The organism is Pirellulales bacterium, assembly GCA_019636345.1.
Classification (GTDB): Bacteria; Planctomycetota; Planctomycetia; order Pirellulales; family Lacipirellulaceae.
Map to the genome: position 1 here is coordinate 378,972 of JAHBXQ010000005.1, position 18,306 is coordinate 397,277.

Genomic DNA, 18,306 nt, shown 5'->3' on the forward strand with positions numbered 1-18,306 from the left:
TCCGCCTGAAGTGGGAAGGTCGCTCGGCAGGTCGTTCTCGTGATGATACCGCCGGCCGCGGCGCGCCGCGAACGGGGAGTTACTCGATCGCTCCGGCGACAGTGGGGAGCCAGATCGACAACGCGGGCCAGTACGTGGTCAGCATCAGCGCGACGAACATGGCGAGGAAGAACGGGATCATCGGCCGGGTCACCTCGGCGATGGTCGTCTTGCCGACGCCGCAGCCGACGAACAGGCAGGTTCCCACCGGGGGGGTGCACAGGCCGATGCAAAGGTTGACGATCATCATGATGCCGAACTGAACCGGGTGCATTCCCAGCTTGGTGACGACTGGCAGAAAGATCGGGGTGAAGATCAGCACGGCGGGGGTCATGTCCATCACCGCGCCGACGGCCAACAGCAGGATGTTGACCAGCATGAGGATCACCAGCGGATTGTCCGACAGCGACAACAGAGCGGCGCTGATCGCTTGCGGGATCTGCTCGCTGGCCAGCACCCAGGCGAGCGCCTGGCTGGTGGCGATGAGCAAGAAGATGACCGCCGTGGTGATGCCGGTTCGCAGCAGGAGCGCGGGAAGCTGAGCGAGCTTGATCTCGCGGTAGAAGACGACCGCCAACAGAAAGGCGTACAGGACGGTGATCGCCGCGGCCTCGGTGGGACTGAAGACGCCTCCCAGGATGCCCCCCAGGACGATGACGATCAGCAGCATGCTGGGCAAGGCGCCGAGCCCGGTCGCGACGACTCGGCCCCAAGCGAAGGGAGCGACCGTGCCGACCTGCTGGCCGCGGAACATCAGCGCACAGGCGGCCATGATCGCCAATCCGACGGCGATCCCCGGCAGCACGCCGGCGAGAAACATGGCGGCGACCGACACGTTCCCCGTAACGACCGCGTAGACGATCATGATGTTGCTGGGGGGGATCACCAATCCCGTGGTCGAAGCGGACGTCGTGAGGGCGACGGCGAAGCGACGGTCGTAGCCGTTGCGGGTCATCTCGGGGATCATGATGCCGCCGATCGAGGAGAGGGCGGCGGTGGCCGAGCCCGAGATGGCGCCGAACATCATGCAGGTGATCGTCGTGATGTAGGCGAGCCCTCCCTTGAACTGCCCGGCCACGGCGGTGGCGAAGTCGACGAGCCGCCGGGCCATCCCCCCTTCGCCCATCAGCAGCCCGGCGAGGACGAAGAACGGAATCGCCAAGAGCGGAAAGCTGGCGACGCCGGTCGTCATCCGTTGGGCCATCATGTAGCAGGCCGGCAGCGTCCCCAGCGAGAGCAGCGCCAACAGCGCGCACACCCCCAGCGCGATCGCGATCGGGGCGTTGGACGCCACGATGACGACGAAAGCGACGACGAGAATGAGGACTTGCTCGTCCATGCGGGGCGGTTGGGCGGCGTCAGGGTGCGGGATCGGCGGCGTCAGGCATCAGCCGTTGGCGGATTTTGACGAGGCCGAACAGAACGAAAAAGACGCCGCTAATCGGGGCGGCGAGATAGACGTAGCCCATCGGCAGTTGCAGCGCGGGGGTAAGCTGCCCCGTGCCGAGCGTCTCGGCCGTCAGGACGTAGCCGCCGTACACCATGGCCGCGGCGGCAAAAGCGATGACGGTCAGTTCGACGACGACCCCCAACGCGCGGCCGGCGCCGGGGTCGAGCCGCGAGGCGACGTAGTCGAACCCCAGATGCTCGCCGCGGCTGTACGCCACCGCGGCGCCAAGCATGGCGACCCACATCAACAGCAGCCGCGCGGCCTCCTCGGTCCAGCGGCTGGGATCGCTCAGGCAGTAGCGAGCCGCCACACCCCACAACACGACCAGCACCAGCACGGCCACCGCGACGACGACGGCCCCTTCGAGGATCCGCTCGGCCAGCCGGACGAGTCGCTCAAACTGCTCCCAGGCGCGACGCATCCTACGGAACCTCCTTGATCCGGCGGATGAGATCGCCCAGGGGCGTTCCGTCGTACTTGACCAGCATCGGGGCGGCCTTCGCGGCGAACGCGGCCTGATCGGGGCGGTGGATCGCGACCCCCTTTTCGACCACCGCGGCCAGGACCTCCTCGGTCTGCTCGCGCCAGATCTGGCGTTGGTAGTCGGCCGATTCGTCGGCGGCCTCCTGCAGCCAGGCCTGCATCGGAGGGGGAAGCTGGTCCCAGACCCGGGGGCTGATCATCAGGATGTCGGGGACCCGGGTGTGCTCGTCGAGCGAGTAGTGCTTGCAGACCTCGAAGTGCCGGTTGCTGTAAAAGCTGGGGGGGTTGTTCTCGGCCCCGACGACCATCTTCTGCTGCAGGGCCGTGTACAGCTCGCCAAAGCTGATCGGCGTGGGCGACCCCCCGAGGGCCTCGACCATTTCCATCGAGGTGGGGCTCTCCTGAACGCGGATCTTGAGCCCCTTGAGGTCGTCGGGCTTGAGGATCGGCTTGTCGACGGTGTAGAAGCTGCGCGCCCCCGCGTCGTAGTAACAGAGCCCGCGGAGCCCCGCCGACTCTCCCTTCAGGAGCAACTCGCGACCGATCGGGCCGTCGAGCACGTCCCAGTTGTGCTGCTCGCTGCGGAACAGATAGGGCATGCCGAAGACGGCGAACTCGGGGATGAAGCTCTCCAGCGGGGCGGCCGAGACCTTGGTCATCGCCAGGGCGCCGTGCTGGACCTGTTCGAGGCACTCGGTCTCGGAGCCGAGTTGGCCGTTGGGGATGATTTCGATCTGCAGGGCGCCGGCGGATTTCTCGGCGACCCGTTGGGCGAAGACTTCCATCGCCAGATGGACGGGATGCTGCTGGTCGAGCCCGTGAGCCAGCTTGAGCACGACATGCCCCGCGCCCCCTGCCGCGCCGGGCGTGTTGAGGCCGCGGACGAACCACGTGAATCCGACCGTGGCGAGCAGGACGCCGGCCAGCGCGCCGGCGATGAAGTATGAGGGGCCTTTGGAAATCACGCAGCTCCCCGCACCAGCAGGAGTTCGACAAGAGGCCGCCCGGGCGCCGAGGGCCGGGCCCAGCCGTTCTCCCCAGTGTCGTCACCGGGCGGGTGGGTGCAAGTGGCTAGCGATTACCGGGTTATGTCGAATTCACGCAAGGGGATGTGCGGCGACGGGCGGTTGGAACCGCAGAACCGCCGCCCCCCGGCGTGACGCGCGTTGCTCGGCGGCGTCAATTTCCGTCAGGCGGCTGGCTCGCGCGGCAAACTCGGCCCATCTTGGAAGCTTCGCGGCACGAGGGGCGACGGAATCGTCGCGAGGCCGGTTGCGGCGGCGGGCGCGTTGCGATCACAATTGCACCGCCGGCTGCGGGCGCCAGGCCTTTTCCCGCGCCGCCGCTTGTCCCGAACCGCTGCTGTTCTTGAATTCTCGACCCCGCATTCGCGAGACGCGCCCATGGCGACCGGTCACGACCATCACTCCGGCAGTTCGCTCGTCGACCGGCTCGACGCCCTGTACGAGTACGAACGCGAACCGGTCAGCCAAGACAAGCTGCACGGCTGGAAGACGTTCATCGCGATGTTCTCCAGCGAGCACATCGCGGGGACCGAGTTCGTGCTGGGGGTGCTGCTGGTCCAGCACGGGGTGACGGCGTTCGACGTGTTCGCCGGGCTGGCGCTGGGGAACCTGCTGGCCGTGCTGAGCTGGGCCCTGATGTGCGCCCCGATCGCCGTGCGCGAGCGGCTGACCGTGTACTGGCAGATCCGCAAGGTCGCGGGGCCGTACTTGACGGTCGTCTACTCGGGGCTGTTCGCCCTGGTGATGTGCCTGCTGGCCGGGGCGATGGTGAGCGTGTCGACCACGGCGGTCGCCAACACGCTGGGCGTCGACAGCCCCGACTACGCCGCCGGGGATCGCATCCCCAGCCCCGCGTGGATCGCGATCGCGATCGGCGTGGGCGCGGTCATCGCCGTGCTGGCCGTGCTGGGATTCGAGAAACTGGCCCACTTCGCCAAGGTCGTGGCGCCGTGGATGCCGTTCGTGTTTCTCGCCGGGGGGATCGCGTCGCTGCCGGCGCTGGGGGTGAGCAGCTTGTCCGACTTCTGGGAAGTCGCCAACGAGAAGATCTGGAACGGCAAGCCCGAAAAGGGGTACTCGCAGTACGGGTTTTGGTCATGCGTCGGGCTGGCGTGGTTGTGCAACGCTTGCCAGCACATCGGCATGGGGGACGTGACGATCTTTCGCTTCGCCAAGAAGTGGCAGATGGGGTTCGCCTCGGCGTTCGGCATGGCGTTGGGGCATTACATGGCGTGGATTTGCTCGGGGATCATGTGCGCGGCGTTCATGGTCACCCAGCGGGCCGCGGGGGTCGATGCGCCGAACCCCACGCCGGCGAACATCGCCATGCTGGGGGCCGGGTATGCAGGAATCGTGTGCGTGCTGCTGGCCGGGTGGACGACCGCCAACCCGACGCTGTATCGCGCGGGGCTGGCCTTTCAGGTGGCGACCCCCAACTGGCGCCGATGGATCGTCACCCTGATGGCCGGGGTGGTGATGATCTTCACCGCGTGCATCCCGGCGGTGATCGCCAATCTGGACCGGATCGTCGCCTACTACGGCCTGCTGTTCATGCCATTGGGGGCGTTTATCTTTATCGACTACTGGGTCTTTCCACGGCTGGGTCTTCAGCAAAACTACGCCGAGAAACGCCGCCTGCTGGCGAGCTGGCCGGCGGCCGTGGGATGGCTGGGGTCGTTCGGCATTTGCTTCCTGCTGTACGCCAAGGACAACATCGAGTCGTTCGCCGTGATGAAGAAATACATTCCCTCGTGGCTCGACGCGTATCGAGCCGACCTGTTCTCGCAAGTGCTGCCGGCGTGGATCATCGCCGTCACGCTGTACGCCCTCTGCAGCCTCATCCAGCAACAGTTCGCCTCCCCGGGCCGCGCCCCGTCCGCCGGCTGAAAGGACCATTGTCATGCACGCCCTGCTCAAGCTCGTCTCGTACGCCGGCCTCGCGCTGACGATCGTCCCCTCGGTGCTCGTCTATCGCGGCGCGATCGAGATGGACATGCACTACAAGATCATGATCGTCGGGATGCTGCTCTGGTTCGGCTCGGCGGTCGTGTGGATCAAGCAGGACAAGGCGCTGGAGTAGCGAGGTCGATTCTCTCGATGACGTGGTCGATTCTCTCCGAGAATCGACCGATCGGCGCTGATCGCCGACAGACGATGCGCTGCAGCCGTCGTCCCCAGGTCGATTTTCGGAGAAAATCGACCACGCGGGACCATCCGCCGCGTGGCGCCCCCCGCACTCGCGGCCTTGGTCGGTTATGCTGGAGCGATCGTCGCCTCGACCGCTCCGTGTGCCCTGGCCGCATGAATCCCGCGTCTCCCGCCCTGATCGATCAGCTCGCCGCCGCGGTGGGCGACCGCGCGCGGGTCCTCACCGAGCCAACCGATCTGGCGCCGTACGGCTTCGACGGCACCGCCGCCCTGCGGCAGCGGCCGGCGTGCGTCGTCTTTCCCCGCACGACCGACGAGGTCGCCCAGTGCCTGCGGGCCGCCCACGCTGCGGGGACCCCGGTCGTGACCCGCGGCTCGGGCACGGGGCTGAGCGGCGGCAGCGTCCCCGTGGCCGGGTGCGTCGTGCTGTGCACCGTCGAAATGAACCAGGTGTTCGAGCTCGACGAACGAAACCTCACGATCCGCGTCGAGCCGGGGGTGATCACCCAGACGGTCGATCAGCTCGCAGCCAAGGTCGGGCTGTTCTACCCCCCGGACCCGGGATCGCAAAAAATCTCGACCATCGGCGGCAACGTCGCCGAGAACTCGGGGGGGCTGCGCGGGCTGAAGTACGGCGTGACCCGCGATTACGTCATGGGGATGACCGTCGTCCTGGTCGACGGGCAAGTGCTGTGGCTGGGCAACAAGTGCGTCAAGGACGTCGCGGGGTACAACCTGCGGGACCTGTTCATCGGGTCCGAGGGGACGCTGGGGGTGATCACCCAGGTGCTGCTCAAGCTGCTGCCCCGACCGGCGGCGCGGCAGACGGCGCTCGCCACGTTTCGCACGATGGAAGCCGCGGCCGAGACCGTCTCGGCGATCATCGCGGCGAAGATCGTCCCTTGCACGCTCGAATTTCTCGACCAGCAGACGATCCGCTGCGTCGAGGAATTCAGCCGGGTCGGACTGCCGACCGACGCGGCGGCGCTGCTGTTGATGGAGTCGGACGGGGCCCCCGCGACCGTGGCCGAGGAGATCGCCGCGATGCAGGACATCGCCCGGCGACAGGGGGCGATCGCCGTCCAATCGGCCGACGACGAGGCCGAGGCGGACCGGCTGCGGCTGGCCCGGAGGAGCGCCTTCGCGGCCCTGGCCCGGGTGCGGCCCACGACGATCCTCGAGGACGTGACCGTCCCCCGCAGCGCCCTGGCCGAGATGGTCGCCTTCGTCGCCGCCACATGCGTCAAACACCGCGTGCAGGTCGGCACCTTCGGCCACATGGGCGACGGCAACCTGCATCCCACGTTCTTGACCGACGAACGCGACGCCGAGGAAATGCACCGGGTCGAACAGGCCCTTGAGGAGATCGTCGACAAGACCCTGGCCCTGGGGGGCACCGTGACCGGCGAACATGGCGTAGGGCTGGCGAAAAAACCGTTCCTCCGCCGGCAGTTGGGAGACGCCAGCTACGACCTGCTGCGGCAGATCAAGCGAACGCTCGACCCGCAGGGGCTGTTGAACCCGGGGAAGATCTTCGACTGATCGGCCCCGCAAACCACCACAATCCCCATGAGCGGCGGGCGCTAGCTAGCCCCCGGTGAACGACGCCACGGCAAACCACTCGTTGCAACCACGCGACAGGCAAGCCGTGCGTGCTTCACCGGCGGCTAGCGCCGTCCGCTCATGTTGGGACGATGGGCCGGTCCGACTCAATCCAAGCCCGCCGCGCATTACCGCGCCGCATGTCATGCGATGACTCCGCCTGAACCTAACCTGCTCAAGTCGCTTGATTACGCCGTGCTGCAGCAATGCATGCACTGCGGGATGTGTCTGCCGACGTGCCCCACGTACGACGCGACCCGTCGCGAGCGGCACAGCCCGCGGGGCCGAGTGGCGCTGATGCGCGACATTGCCGACGGAACGCTCCCCATGTCGCGGGCGTTCGGCGAGGAGATGTATTTCTGCCTGGGGTGCCTGGCGTGCCAAACGGCTTGCCCGGCGGGGGTCGATTACGTCGAGCTGTTCGAGACCGCCCGGACCGAGGTCGAGCGGCAGAAAATGCTCGACGCGCCGCGACGGCGGTTCTACCGCTGGCTGGCGCTGCGGCAATTGTTCATGCGGCCGCGGCTGCTGCACGCCGCGGGGCGACTGCTGTGGCTGTACCAGGCGAGCGGGCTCGAGCGGCTGGCCCGGGCCATCGGCCTGACACGGCTGCTGCCGCGGCATTTGCGCGACCTGGAGCCGAAATCGCCGCGGATTCGCCCCCCGTTTTCGATGGCTCGGATCACCGAGATCGAGCGACCGCAGGCCGACCCGCGCCGCCGCGTGGGGATGCTCACCGGCTGCATGCAGGACCTGATGCTCTCCGACGTCAATCGAGCGACCGTCGACGTCCTGCTGGCCAACGGCTGCGAGGTGCATACGCCCCGCTGGCAGCCCTGCTGCGGGTCCCTGCACGCTCACAACGGCGACCTCGAGGCGGCCCGCGAGCTGGCCCGACGGAATATTGACGCGTTCGACCTGAACGCGATGGACGCGATCGTCACCAACGCCGGGGGCTGCGGTTCGCACCTGCGGCGATACGGCCGCCTGCTGGCCGACGACCCGGCGTACGCTGAGCGAGCCCGTGCGTGGGACGCCAAAGTCCGCGACGTCCACGAGTGGCTGGTGGAGATTGACTTTCGCCCCCCGACGGCCGCGCCGTGGGAGACGCTCTCTGCGGGGGCAAGTCGCTCCCACGGTTGCCGGCCCTGCGCGGAGAGTGCGGCCTGCGAAGCGGTCCGCGTCACCTACGACGACTCCTGCCATCTATGCCACGGGCAGAAGGTCGTCTCGCAGCCGCGCCAGGTCTTGGGTGCGATCCCCGGGGTCGAGCTTGTGCCGCTCCCTGAGGCGGACTGGTGCTGCGGCTCGGCCGGGATTTACGGCATCACCCAACCGGAGCAGTCGGCGGCGCTGCTCACGCGGAAGCTCGACCATTTGGCGACGACCGGGGCCGCGGTGCTCGCCACCGCCAACCCGGGCTGCCAACTGCAACTCGCCCAAGGGGTCGCCGGCCGCCAGGACCTCGCCGCAATCAAACTGGTCCACCCCGTGCAACTGCTGGCCGCCGCCTACGCCCAAGAGCGAATCGCCAACAAGACATGAAACGAAACTGAGCGGCGGGCGCTAGCGCCCGGTGAACGACGCCACGGCATGCCAATCGTTTTGTCCACACGGCAGGCAAGCCGTGCGAGCGCTTCACCGGCGGCGAGCGTCGTCCGCTCAGGGGACGAAAAAGGCCCGGCGTTCTTGGGAGAACGCCGGGCCCGGGTATCACCTACTCAGGGAGCGAACTCCCCGGTAGTCGATGATCAATTCAACTTAGGCCATCCGACGACGGACAGCCGCCAGACCGAGCATGCTGATGCCAGCCAGAACGAAGGTGGCGGGCTCAGGGACCGGAATGGTGCCGGTCAAAGGCGCTCCGATGTCCGCTCCAGTTCCGTCCTTGAGCAAGACTTGGTAAGTAGCCGAGCCACCAGGAGTCAACATGATGTTGGCAAGGAACACAGGAGCCGAGATGTCGATGAGCTGACCAAGGGGACCGCCCTCAAACGTGAGGCCACCGGCTGTCTGGCTCGTATTCAACAACGTCCAGCCGAGACCACCCGACACATCCTCATCGGCCGGATCCAGATCAAGGAAGCGATTCCGGTAGGTAAAAGCCTGACCGGCAGGACGCGGAGCACCAGACGCATTACCCGAGTTGGGATTCAGGAACGTAGCAGGGGCGACAGGAGCCGCGGAAAAACCGAGTGCGGCAATGTTGTTCTCAACACCCTGAATGTACAGGGAGTAGATATCGCCATTCTGCTGGACAGAGATCGACGCAGCGTTCGCATTCGCCGCGATTGCTACGCAAGATACCGCAAAGATCGCAAAGAGTTTATTCATAGTAGTATTCACCAAGTATCGATTCGGGAGATTGAGAAAGCAGCACTAAAGCTGACACTAAAATCTGCCGGGAAACTAACTGTCCCGACAAGAGCCAATTCGAATGGCTAGAACTCTCTCAGTTTCATTAGCAGAAGGAAAACCTCTCCATACGCCAGTTTGATACCGAAAACCACCTGATGAACTACTTCCGACGAGAAGCGAAAGCGGCGCCAAGCAGACCCACGAGAACCAAGCCAACCGAGGCGGGCTCAGGTACGGCGCCAACGGCAGCCGAAGCGGCCGGGCTTGGCGAAGCTTGCAGGTAGTTGGCCGACAGGATCGCAAAGTCCGAGAGATTGACCTCGTTAACGCCGCCGACCGAGCTGTTAAAGTCGCCCTGATCCCAAGTCTTGCTCGCTGCAGGGTTGTTGTAGTTGGCCGACAGAATCGCGAAGTCGGACAGGTTTACCCGGCCATCGCGATTCGCATCGCCCGGCTTCAACCCATCGACCCCGACGGAGTCGCCACGGGTGACGACGGTCCCAAGGGTGCCGGCGATGGGGGTCGTGCCCGAGAAGACGTTCAGTTCCGTCACGGCGATCGACGGACGGGCGCCGGTCCACGAACCGCTGGCGATCAGCGAGCTGTTGTTCCAGGCCGAGGCGGTCGAGCCGTTGGTGAACAGGTCGTCAACCGCAACGTTGCCGTTGCCGCCGTTGCCGACGGTCAACTGACCGGCCGACGGGACCGGGGCGAGATCGCTGCCCGCGACCACTTCGGTCACGCCCGCGGCGATAAGCTGATAGCGAAACACGTCGTCGGTGTTGTTCCAGGCGGCGCTCGTCGAGGTGATTTGAGCGGCCGGAAGATCGACGCCCGTAACTCCCAGGGCACCGTTGATGTTGACCTTGATGCCGGCAACGCCTTCACCAGCGGTCGACTTGACCAACAACTGCCACGTGCCGCCGCCGGTGGCGTTGGCGGGATCGGTGTATCGCAGGTTGAGCTGCACGTTGACAGCCGCCAGCGCCGGCGAGGCCATAGCCGCCAGGGCCGCACACAGAGAGAAAATCACACCACGGTTCATTTTCATTGCTCCAATTCCCCGTCTCATTGTAGATAGATGATACCCGTTGAAAATCTGCGCTCGGTTGGGGGCAAACTGAGAGCTAGCCGTCGTTCCGCCGAGCTGCCCGCTGCGGTGCGATCCTGCGCGTCATGTTACGACTTCAGGGAGCGATCCTACAGACTGGGTAGCTTAGCGAGATTCCTGCTCCGTGGGGGCGGCGGAGAAAAGATTCTGCTCGATTCGGCAAGCGGACGAACCGACGCTTCCAACCATGAAGCTCCGGCTGCGTGACTCGTGTTAGGAGTTACTCCTGCACTTTGATTGGAAATGCTGGATTCGTCAACTCGCTTGTCGGCAGAAAAGCATCCCGCTGAACGACACTCTGGCCGCCATTCCAAGTGCCACTGTACCAAGGATTCGCGGGCTTGCAACAGTTTTGAGGGGGGGACTGGGTAATTTTTGGCGTTTTTCCTGGCGGGACGATGGCCGGGGCCGGGGAGCCCAGGGGCCCTGCAGGCGACGTTTTTAAGAGAGTCTTGGGCGAAAGTCCGGTTTTTTTGGTCGGGGGACGAGGGGATTCGTGGCGGGGGGTGGCGTTGGGAGGGGCTCCGCGGGGAGGCTCCGCGGGCTGACGCCTCGCGGCTCGGAAAGAAGGAAGAAGTCGCCTCGCGGCTCAGAATGTCAGCGAGAAAGAAAGCTCGGAACTCAGAATGAAAGCTCGCGATTCAGAATGCATGAAAGAGAGGAGAACAGAGAGAAAGCTCGCGGCTCGAAAAAAAGATGGGACGTCTTGCGGATTGGTGGCGTGGCTCGCGGCCGAAGGGTTGTGGTGCGCGAGGTGTGGAAGCGGGTCGTGATACCATTTGCGGCTTTGGAAGGGTGGCTGGGGTCGCAGCGCAGCGGAGCCCCCAGGGATCTCCTGGGAGCTCACTTCGTTCGACCCCAGCCACCCTCAAATTGGCAAATGGCATCACGACCTGAAGGCGAACGGCGTGGTCAGTTTCGAGGGGGCGGCATACAATCGCCGGTTTTCGCGGCGGTTCGAGGCGGTTGCGGGGCGTAGTGACGACCGCACCGGGTTCGAACGCGCCGGGGCCCCTGACGACACCTCGCTTCGAATCGAATCATGCTGACAGTAGTGTTGCCCGACGGAACGCGGCGCGAGGCGCCCCCCGAGTCCAGCGCCTACGACGTAGCGGCGGCGATTGGGCCGGGGCTCGCCAAAGCGAGCGTCGCCGCGGTGGTGGACGGAGAAGTGCGCGACCTGCATGCTCCGCTCGGGGCCGCGGGCGAGGTGCAACTGCGGCTGCTCACCAAGAAGGATCCCGAGGCGCTGGCGATCATGCGGCACAGCGCCGCGCATGTGATGGCCCAGGCGGTCATGCGTCTGTTCCCCGGCACGGGTCTGGCCTTCGGGCCGGTGACCGGCGCGGGGTTCTACTACGACTTCGATCTCGACACGCCGATCTCCGAGGAGGACTTCGCGCGGATCGAGGCGGAGATGCAGAAGATCGTCGCCGACGACTTGCCGTTCGAACGGCTGGAGATGCCGCGCGAGAAAGCGCTTGCGCTGTGCGAGGAGCTGGGTCAGAAGCTGAAGGTCGAGCACCTGCGCACGGGGCTGGGAGACGAGGCGACCGTGTCGTTCTACCGCCAGGGGGAATTCATCGATCTGTGCCGGGGAAAACACATCCCCAGCACGGGGCACATCGGCAAGGCGGTCAAGCTGACCAGCGTCGCCGGGGCCTACTGGAAAGGGGACGCCGGCCGCGAACAACTGCAGCGAGTTTACGCCACGGCGTTCTTCGACAAGAAGGAACTGGAAGAGCATCTGCGGCAACTTGAGGAAGCGAAGAAGCGCGATCATCGCGTGCTCGGCAAGCAGCTCGAGCTGTTCACGATCAGCCAAACAGTGGGGTCGGGACTGATCCTGTGGTTGCCCAAGGGGGCGATCATTCGGCAGACGCTCGAGGACTATCTCAAGACCGAGCTTGCCCAGCGCGGCTATCAGCCGGTGTACACGCCGAACATCGGCAAGGTCGAGCTGTACCAGATCTCGGGACACTTTCCCTACTACAGCGAGAGCCAGTTCCCGCTGATCGACCTGGGACCGCGCGAGGGGGCGGCGCCGGGCGAGGGAGAGCGGTACCTGCTGAAGCCGATGAATTGCCCTCACCACATCATGATCTACAAGTCGAAGCCGCGGTCGTATCGCGACCTGCCGGTGCGGCTGGCGGAGTTCGGCACCGTCTACCGGTACGAGCAGTCGGGCGAGCTGAACGGCATGACCCGCGTGCGAGGGTTCACGCAGGACGACGCGCACATCTTCTGCACCGAGGAACAGGTGGCGGACGAGTTCCGGGGGTGCCTGGAGATGACGCGCACGGTGCTGGCGTCGCTGGGGATGACCAATTACCGAGTGCGGCTGGGATTCCGCGATCCCGACGGCGCGAAGTACGTCGGCGGGGCCGAGGTCTGGGACCGGGCCGAGGCGGCGCTCAAGGCGGTGTGCGAGTCGATGGACCTGCCGGCGATGTCGATCGAGCCGGGCGAGGCGGCGTTCTACGGCCCCAAGGCCGACTTCGTGGTGACCGACTGCATCGGCCGCGAGTGGCAGTTGGGGACCGTGCAGCTCGACTACAACCTGCCGAGCGAGGAGCGGTTCGGTCTGGAATACACGGGGCCGGACAACAAGCCCCACCGCCCGGTGATGATCCACCGGGCGCCGCTGGGGAGCATGGAACGATTCGTGGGGGTGCTGATCGAGCACTTTGCCGGGGCGTTCCCGCTGTGGCTGGCGCCGGAGCAGGCGCGGGTGCTGACGGTGAGCGAGAAGAGCGAGGCCTACGGCCGAGAGGTCGAGGCGAAGCTGAAAGCGGCTGGTCTGCGCGTGACCGGCGACTACCGCGGGCAGAAGCTGGGGGCGAAGATCCGCGAGGGGCAGCTCGATTTGATCCCCTACCTGCTGGTGGTGGGCGAGAAGGACGCCGAGGGGGGCACCGTGGCGGTCCGCGACCGGATCGACGGCGATCTGGGGGCGATGCCGGTCGCCGAGGCGATCGCCAAATTCCAGGCGGAAACGGCGGCGCGAACGGTGCGGCAGGTCGCTGAAGCGACCGCTCCAGCGGCCAGTTCGGGCGAGGAGCTGAGCGGGGGATATTGACCGGCGAGCGTCCAAGACTCCAGGAGAACGGATCACGGGGGCTCGCGACCGGCATCGTCGCTGCAATTCGTACCAGCGTCGCGCTGGCGCCAGTTGACGCGAACCCCCGGAATAACCAATACTTAGGGGCTCTTTTCGCGGTCGCGTCCGACAGTTGGGGACGCCCCGGCCGCTGCCCCTGGCTTGCTGACGCCCTGTGACGAACGGGGGGGTCGGCGGTCGCACCCTGTGGAGACCCTAGCAATCGAACGCAAGCAGCAACGGATCAACGATCAGATCCGCGTTTCGCCGATCCGCGTGATCGGCGCCGAGGGGGACCAACTGGGGGTCATCACGCGCGACGAGGCGCTCGAGCGGGCGCGGGAAGCGGGACTCGACCTGGTCGAAGTTGCGCCGACTGAAAAGCCGCCCGTCTGCCGGATCATGGACTTCGGCAAGTTCAAGTACCAGCAGAAGAAGCGGCTGAACAAGGGTCACACGCACCACAGCAAGAACAAAGAAATTCGCCTGCGGCCGAAGATCGGCGAGCACGACTTCATGACCAAGGCCAACCAGGCTCGCAAGTTCCTGGGCGAGAAGGACAAGGTCGTCTTCTCGGTCGTGTTCCGCGGGCGCGAAAACGCCCACGTCGACGAGGGCTTCAAGCTGATCCAGAAGGTGATCGCCGAGTTGGCCGACATCTCGAAGGTCGAGCAGCACCCGTCGATGCAAGGCCGGCGGATTGTGGTGATCTTCGCGCCCAAGTAAGGCCGGGCGGCAGGAGCGGGGTTCCTCGGCAGCTAGCGCCGTCCGCTCATCGCGGGGGTCGGCGCGCGACGTTCACTTGACGAGCTTGCCCTCGTCCTGCTGGCGCGCTTGGCGGGTCTCTGCGGGGTCGACCAGCGCGCGGAGTTTGGCTTCGGCGAGGTCGCGGAGGCCGTCGTCCCAGGCTTCGACGAGCGCGGTTTCGATCGTCTGGCCGATCGGGCGCTGCGGCGACTGTTCGATCCGCTGGGCGACGACCTCGAGCACGGCGCCCCACGGGGCGGGCAGCTCGGCCGCCAGTTTCTGTCGCTCGCGCGTCTCAAGCGCGGCGAACGACTCGAACGTCGCTCGCGTCGCGGCGGCAAAGCCGTAGTCGCCGTAGACCGCCAGCCGGACGTCGGTCGCAAGACTGTCGTCGCTGAGCCGGCGGACCGCGGCGTCGACGAACTGGGTCGGGTCGATCATGGTCTTCGTGCTGGCGGCAAACAGCGTCGCGGCGAAGAGCCCGACGGGACCCGTGTCGCGGGCGCGGGCAATTCGCTTGAGCTCGCGATTGGCGCCGCGGACGGAACTGATCAACCCTCGTTCGTGAGCCGCGGCGAACGACGCCTCGCGGACCAGGGTCCACGGCCAACTGCCGCGAGGGAACATCGCGTCGGCGATCGCCGGCCCGAACATGACGGCCGTGGCGCCGCAGGGGTCGGTCTCGGCTTGCAGCCGGGGGCGATCGGCCAGCGGCGAGGCGAGCCGGAACGCGGGTCGCGGCGCCCCGAGCGGCGTCTTGCCGGCCAATCGCGGTGCCCACTGGGCCAGTTGGGCGTCGAACCAACCCTGCTCGGCCAAATGCCGGGCCTGCCGGCAGACGAGGCTCGCGACCGGGTCGGCGGCGGCGAGGGGCTGCTCGGCGATCTGATCGGCAAGGAACCGGGCCCAGGAGGACGCCGGGCGCTGAGCCGAATACCGCTGATCGAGTCGAGCGGCCTGCGCCTGGATGCGGGCCTGCTCCTTAGCGAACGCCCCGGGGACGAACCCGAACTGAACGCTCGCCCCGGGCAAGGTCGAGCGAACGTGCCGCAGTCGGCCGGTCGCCGCTTCGACGGTCAGTTCCATCCCGCCGACGGCGACGACCGCCTGATCGTCGCGGCATGCGACGCGCGAGCCCTCGCGATGGGCGAGATGCACCAGCGCCACCGGTTCGATCTGGGCGGTGAACTCGCCGGCGGAAGCGGCGGAGTCGCCGGACCCGGCCGAGCGGAAGCCGGGGACGAGCTTGAGCGTCGATTTGAATTCGTTCCCTGCGACCGGTCCCGGAACGAATTGGAGTTGCAGGGTCGGGCGCCCCGGCAGGGGATGCTCGATTCGCTCGTTGCGGCTCCAATTGCAGACGAGCAGCTCGCCGCCGGCGACCAGCGCGGCATGATGCAATTGCACCCCAGGCGGCACGGAGGTCGTGGCGTCGACGAGCCAGCCCCCTCCCGGCCGCACCGCAGCGACGAACGACTGAGCCGCCGCGCCCTTGCGGGCCGTGGTCTTGAACTGGCACAGCAGATCGTCGGCGGCCGGGTCGGCAAGCTGCGACTCCAGCCACCCGGCGCACCGGGCCAAGGCGGCGTCGGCCGGGGCGAGCGGCGCCCCCAGCGGGGCGACGTGGGGGTACTCGACCAACTCGATCGCCAGTTCGACCGGCGCCGTCTCGCCCCGTTTCTGCGCGGGGGTGAGCTTGGGGACGCGGGCGGCGACCTCGTACGTCCAGAAGCGGCACGATTGCCGCAATCGTTCATGAATCGCGGCGAGCGATTCGCCCGTGACCCGGTCGCCGACCTCGGCGGCAATCAATGCGAGCGCCTGCGCGCGGGTGTTGCGCTCGAGCCCTGCGACGACGATCTCCGCGGCGACCGCTTGCGGGCCGAGTCGCTGGACGTCGACCTCCCAATCGACCCGTGCGCGCCCGCGATCGAGGATCACGGCGACCTCGACCGTCGCGGCCGGATAGCCGAGCGTCGTCAGGCGGTTTTCCACGACGCGGCGTAAGCCCGCGACGTCGAGGCTCGCCGGCTCGCCCCGGACGAACGCCGGGCGCCCCGGAGATTGGTCATGCGGCGTCGCCGTCGGCTTGCCCGCGACGGACAGCGACCACGAGCGCGGGGGCGGGACCGTGGTGAGCGACTTCACCAGCGCCGTGCGGACCTTGGCCGTGCCGCCGACGACGCGCAAGCTTCGCAGCCGAAAGTGCTGGCCCTCGTGGATGTAGGCCGAGACCGAGTCGGTGACCGAGTCGTACGAGGCGTCGACGACCGCGTCGGGGAAACCGCTCTGGCAGTAGCCGGCCCGCAGCCGCGCTTGGAGCGCGTCGAGGAACGCGGCCATGTCGGCGCTGGGGCGAGCGGCGGCTTGCAGTTCGAGATCCAACAGCAGCGCCCGGCGAACCTCGAGCGGGTCGCATTGCCGCACGCCGACAAGCTCGAGGCGGCGCAGGTCGCCGGCGTCGCCGACTTGACGCGCCGGGGCGGTCGATGGGTTGGGAGCGGCGGCCAGGGGCGCGGCGGCCAGCGCGACGAGGCTCGCCGCCAGGGTCAGGGCGAGGGCCCCACAGCGGCGCAAGCCGGACGCGAGCGCCTGTGGCTCACGCGAAGGGGCGAGCAGCCGACGACAAACCGGGACCATCCATGGCATCGAAGCGTCCTCCTGACGCAGGGGCGGCGCGAACTCAGGGCCGCGAGCGTGCGGCCGGGCGGGGGTTCGGACCGCCTCACTATATCCGCCCCGGTCGCGGGGAGCCTACCGCGGTTTTTCGCCCGTTGCGTGAACCGACGCACGGCCCCGGGCGTGCGCCGTCGCGCGGCAATTCTGCGCAGTTTAGTCGACTTGCCTATCCGCCCGGGGCGTCGGTTAGAATCCGGCGGCTGCGGTTCCGCTTGTTCCTGCACCGCGGTCAGCGCAGAGTTCGTCGAGAGCGGATGCCCGTGGACCAAGCTCCAATGACCAAACCTCGATGGCCAAGAATCGATTTGCTAGCACCGCTTGGCGATTGGGGAAACGATTCGTGGTCACTTCCCCCGCGCGTCCTTTGCGGTGAATCCCTCCCCCCTCAACATCGAAGGCAGTCCGCATGATCGTCGGCGTTCCTAAAGAAGTGAAGTTGGACGAGTACCGCGTCGCCATGTTGCCGGTGGGGGTCGAGGAGCTCGTCCGGCGGGGGCATCGGGTGCTGATCGAAGCGGGGGCCGGGCTGGGGTCCGGGATTCCCGATCACGATTACCAAGACGCCGGCGCCGTGCTGGCCGCCGCCCCCGACGAGATCTTCGGCGAGGCCGATCTCATCGTGAAGGTCAAGGAACCGCAGGCGAACGAGTGGCCGCTGATCCGCCGCGGGCAGACGGTGTTCACCTACTTCCACTTCGCGGCCGATCGCGAGTTGACCGAGGCGGTGCTGGCGACCGGTTGCACGGCGGTGGCGTACGAGACGCTGGCCGACAACCAGGGCCGGCTGCCCCTGCTCACCCCCATGAGCGAAGTCGCCGGGCGGATGAGCATCCAAGAGGGGGCCAAGTACCTGGAGCGCCCGCAGATGGGGCGCGGCATTCTGCTGGGGGGCGTCCCCGGGGTCGCTCCGGCGAACATCACGATCTTGGGAGGCGGGGTCGTCGGCGCCAACGCCGCGAAGATCGCCGCGGGCTTCAACGCGAACGTCGCGATCCTCGACATCAACATGGACCGCCTGCGGTATCTGTCCGACGTGATGCCCCCCAACGTCGACGTGCTGTACAGCGACCGGCACATCATCCGCGAGCAACTGCGGCTGGCCGATCTCGTGGTGGGGGCGGTGCTCATCCCGGGGGCGAAGGCGCCGCGGCTGATCGAGCGCGAGCATCTCAAGGAGATGAAGCCGGGCGCGGTGATCATCGACGTGGCGATCGACCAAGGGGGGTGCATCGCCACCAGCCGCCCTACGACCCACAGCAATCCCACCTATATCGTCGACGAGGTGCTGCACTACTGCGTCACGAACATGCCGGGCGCGGTGGGGCGGACCAGCACGTTTGCGCTGTGCAACGTAACGCTCCCCTGGGTGATCGAACTGGCCCAACGCGGCGTCGAGCAGGCGGCCGCCACGCTGCCGCCGATCGCTCGGGCGGTGAACATGCACGCCGGCGAGGTGACCAACCGGGCGGTGGCCGAGACGTTCCACCTGCCGCTGGCGAATCGGTGGGGGGGATGAGCGCGATGGCGGGCGGCGCGTGGTCCGCCCCCCCCAAAATCTGCACTC

At 66.9% G+C, this 18,306-nt stretch carries 13 protein-coding genes; 7 read left to right on the top strand and 6 right to left on the bottom strand.

From position 1 onward, the window contains the following. Window positions 1-79: 79 nt before the first annotated feature. The 3 genes from KF688_14380 to KF688_14390 are packed head-to-tail and all read right to left on the bottom strand — an operon-like array spanning window position 80 to window position 2,934. Window positions 80-1,378 (bottom strand): TRAP transporter large permease, encoded by a 1,299-nt coding sequence (locus KF688_14380; GenBank protein MBX3426863.1) that lies wholly within the window; start codon window positions 1,376-1,378, stop codon window positions 80-82. A 19-nt stretch (window positions 1,379-1,397) separates the two neighbouring features. Continuing rightward, window positions 1,398-1,910 carry a TRAP transporter small permease gene (locus KF688_14385; protein ID MBX3426864.1) on the bottom strand — a complete coding sequence of 171 codons (513 nt, stop codon included), beginning with the start codon at window positions 1,908-1,910 and terminating at the stop codon, window positions 1,398-1,400. A gap of 1 nt (window position 1,911) precedes the next feature. Further along, window positions 1,912-2,934 carry a TRAP transporter substrate-binding protein gene (locus KF688_14390; GenBank protein MBX3426865.1) on the bottom strand — a complete coding sequence of 341 codons (1,023 nt, stop codon included), beginning with the start codon at window positions 2,932-2,934 and terminating at the stop codon, window positions 1,912-1,914. A gap of 441 nt (window positions 2,935-3,375) precedes the next feature. Here KF688_14390 and KF688_14395 point away from each other — a divergent pair, with 441 nt between their 5' ends. The 4 genes from KF688_14395 (at window position 3,376) to KF688_14410 (ending at window position 8,292) form a co-directional block, all read left to right on the top strand. Continuing rightward, complete coding sequence (locus KF688_14395) at window positions 3,376-4,884, top strand: hypothetical protein (GenBank protein ID MBX3426866.1); 1,509 nt, start codon at window positions 3,376-3,378, stop codon at window positions 4,882-4,884. 13 nt (window positions 4,885-4,897) lie between these two features. After that, window positions 4,898-5,077: a hypothetical protein gene (locus tag KF688_14400; protein ID MBX3426867.1), complete on the top strand. Its 180-nt coding sequence runs from the start codon at window positions 4,898-4,900 to the stop codon at window positions 5,075-5,077. A 221-nt stretch (window positions 5,078-5,298) separates the two neighbouring features. Next, window positions 5,299-6,687 (top strand): FAD-binding protein, encoded by a 1,389-nt coding sequence (locus tag KF688_14405; protein MBX3426868.1) that lies wholly within the window; start codon window positions 5,299-5,301, stop codon window positions 6,685-6,687. 210 nt (window positions 6,688-6,897) lie between these two features. Beyond that, entirely contained in the window at window positions 6,898-8,292 is a 1,395-nt protein-coding gene (locus KF688_14410; protein ID MBX3426869.1) for a 4Fe-4S dicluster domain-containing protein, read from the top strand. A 216-nt stretch (window positions 8,293-8,508) separates the two neighbouring features. Here KF688_14410 and KF688_14415 read toward each other — a convergent pair whose 3' ends face one another. Further along, the gene (locus tag KF688_14415; protein MBX3426870.1) at window positions 8,509-9,081 is read right to left on the bottom strand and encodes a PEP-CTERM sorting domain-containing protein; all 573 of its coding nucleotides are present in this window, start codon (window positions 9,079-9,081) and stop codon (window positions 8,509-8,511) included. Between the two features lie 184 nt (window positions 9,082-9,265). Further along, a complete protein-coding gene (locus KF688_14420; GenBank protein ID MBX3426871.1) occupies window positions 9,266-10,138 on the bottom strand; it encodes a PEP-CTERM sorting domain-containing protein in 873 nt (290 codons plus the stop codon). Between the two features lie 1,120 nt (window positions 10,139-11,258). On the opposite strand from KF688_14420, the gene thrS reads away from it, so the two are divergent. Then, window positions 11,259-13,295 (top strand): threonine--tRNA ligase, encoded by a 2,037-nt coding sequence (gene thrS, locus KF688_14425; GenBank protein MBX3426872.1) that lies wholly within the window; start codon window positions 11,259-11,261, stop codon window positions 13,293-13,295. A 228-nt stretch (window positions 13,296-13,523) separates the two neighbouring features. Further along, window positions 13,524-14,042: a translation initiation factor IF-3 gene (gene infC / locus KF688_14430; protein ID MBX3426873.1), complete on the top strand. Its 519-nt coding sequence runs from the start codon at window positions 13,524-13,526 to the stop codon at window positions 14,040-14,042. A gap of 72 nt (window positions 14,043-14,114) precedes the next feature. On the opposite strand, the gene KF688_14435 is transcribed toward infC, so the two are convergent. Next, on the bottom strand, window positions 14,115-16,712 hold the full coding sequence (locus tag KF688_14435) for a hypothetical protein (GenBank protein MBX3426874.1): 2,598 nt from the start codon (window positions 16,710-16,712) through the stop codon (window positions 14,115-14,117). Window positions 16,713-17,148: 436 nt separating this feature from the next. Between KF688_14435 and ald the strand changes: the two genes are divergently transcribed. Next, complete coding sequence (gene ald / locus KF688_14440; protein MBX3426875.1) at window positions 17,149-18,258, top strand: alanine dehydrogenase; 1,110 nt, start codon at window positions 17,149-17,151, stop codon at window positions 18,256-18,258. Window positions 18,259-18,306 lie beyond the last annotated feature (48 nt).

What these genes read in the sequence shown, in the direction of transcription:
- KF688_14380 (MBX3426863.1), bottom strand. Translation starts at nt 1,378, where the DNA reads ATGGACGAGCAAGTCCTCATTCTCGTCGTCGCTTTCGTCGTCATCGTG.
- KF688_14400 (MBX3426867.1), top strand. Translation starts at nt 4,898, where the DNA reads ATGCACGCCCTGCTCAAGCTCGTCTCGTACGCCGGCCTCGCGCTGACG.
- ald (MBX3426875.1), top strand. Translation starts at nt 17,149, where the DNA reads ATGATCGTCGGCGTTCCTAAAGAAGTGAAGTTGGACGAGTACCGCGTC.
- KF688_14385 (MBX3426864.1), bottom strand. Translation starts at nt 1,910, where the DNA reads ATGCGTCGCGCCTGGGAGCAGTTTGAGCGACTCGTCCGGCTGGCCGAG.
- thrS (MBX3426872.1), top strand. Translation starts at nt 11,259, where the DNA reads ATGCTGACAGTAGTGTTGCCCGACGGAACGCGGCGCGAGGCGCCCCCC.
- KF688_14435 (MBX3426874.1), bottom strand. Translation starts at nt 16,712, where the DNA reads ATGCCATGGATGGTCCCGGTTTGTCGTCGGCTGCTCGCCCCTTCGCGT.
- KF688_14405 (MBX3426868.1), top strand. Translation starts at nt 5,299, where the DNA reads ATGAATCCCGCGTCTCCCGCCCTGATCGATCAGCTCGCCGCCGCGGTG.
- KF688_14410 (MBX3426869.1), top strand. Translation starts at nt 6,898, where the DNA reads ATGACTCCGCCTGAACCTAACCTGCTCAAGTCGCTTGATTACGCCGTG.
- KF688_14415 (MBX3426870.1), bottom strand. Translation starts at nt 9,081, where the DNA reads ATGAATAAACTCTTTGCGATCTTTGCGGTATCTTGCGTAGCAATCGCG.
- KF688_14395 (MBX3426866.1), top strand. Translation starts at nt 3,376, where the DNA reads ATGGCGACCGGTCACGACCATCACTCCGGCAGTTCGCTCGTCGACCGG.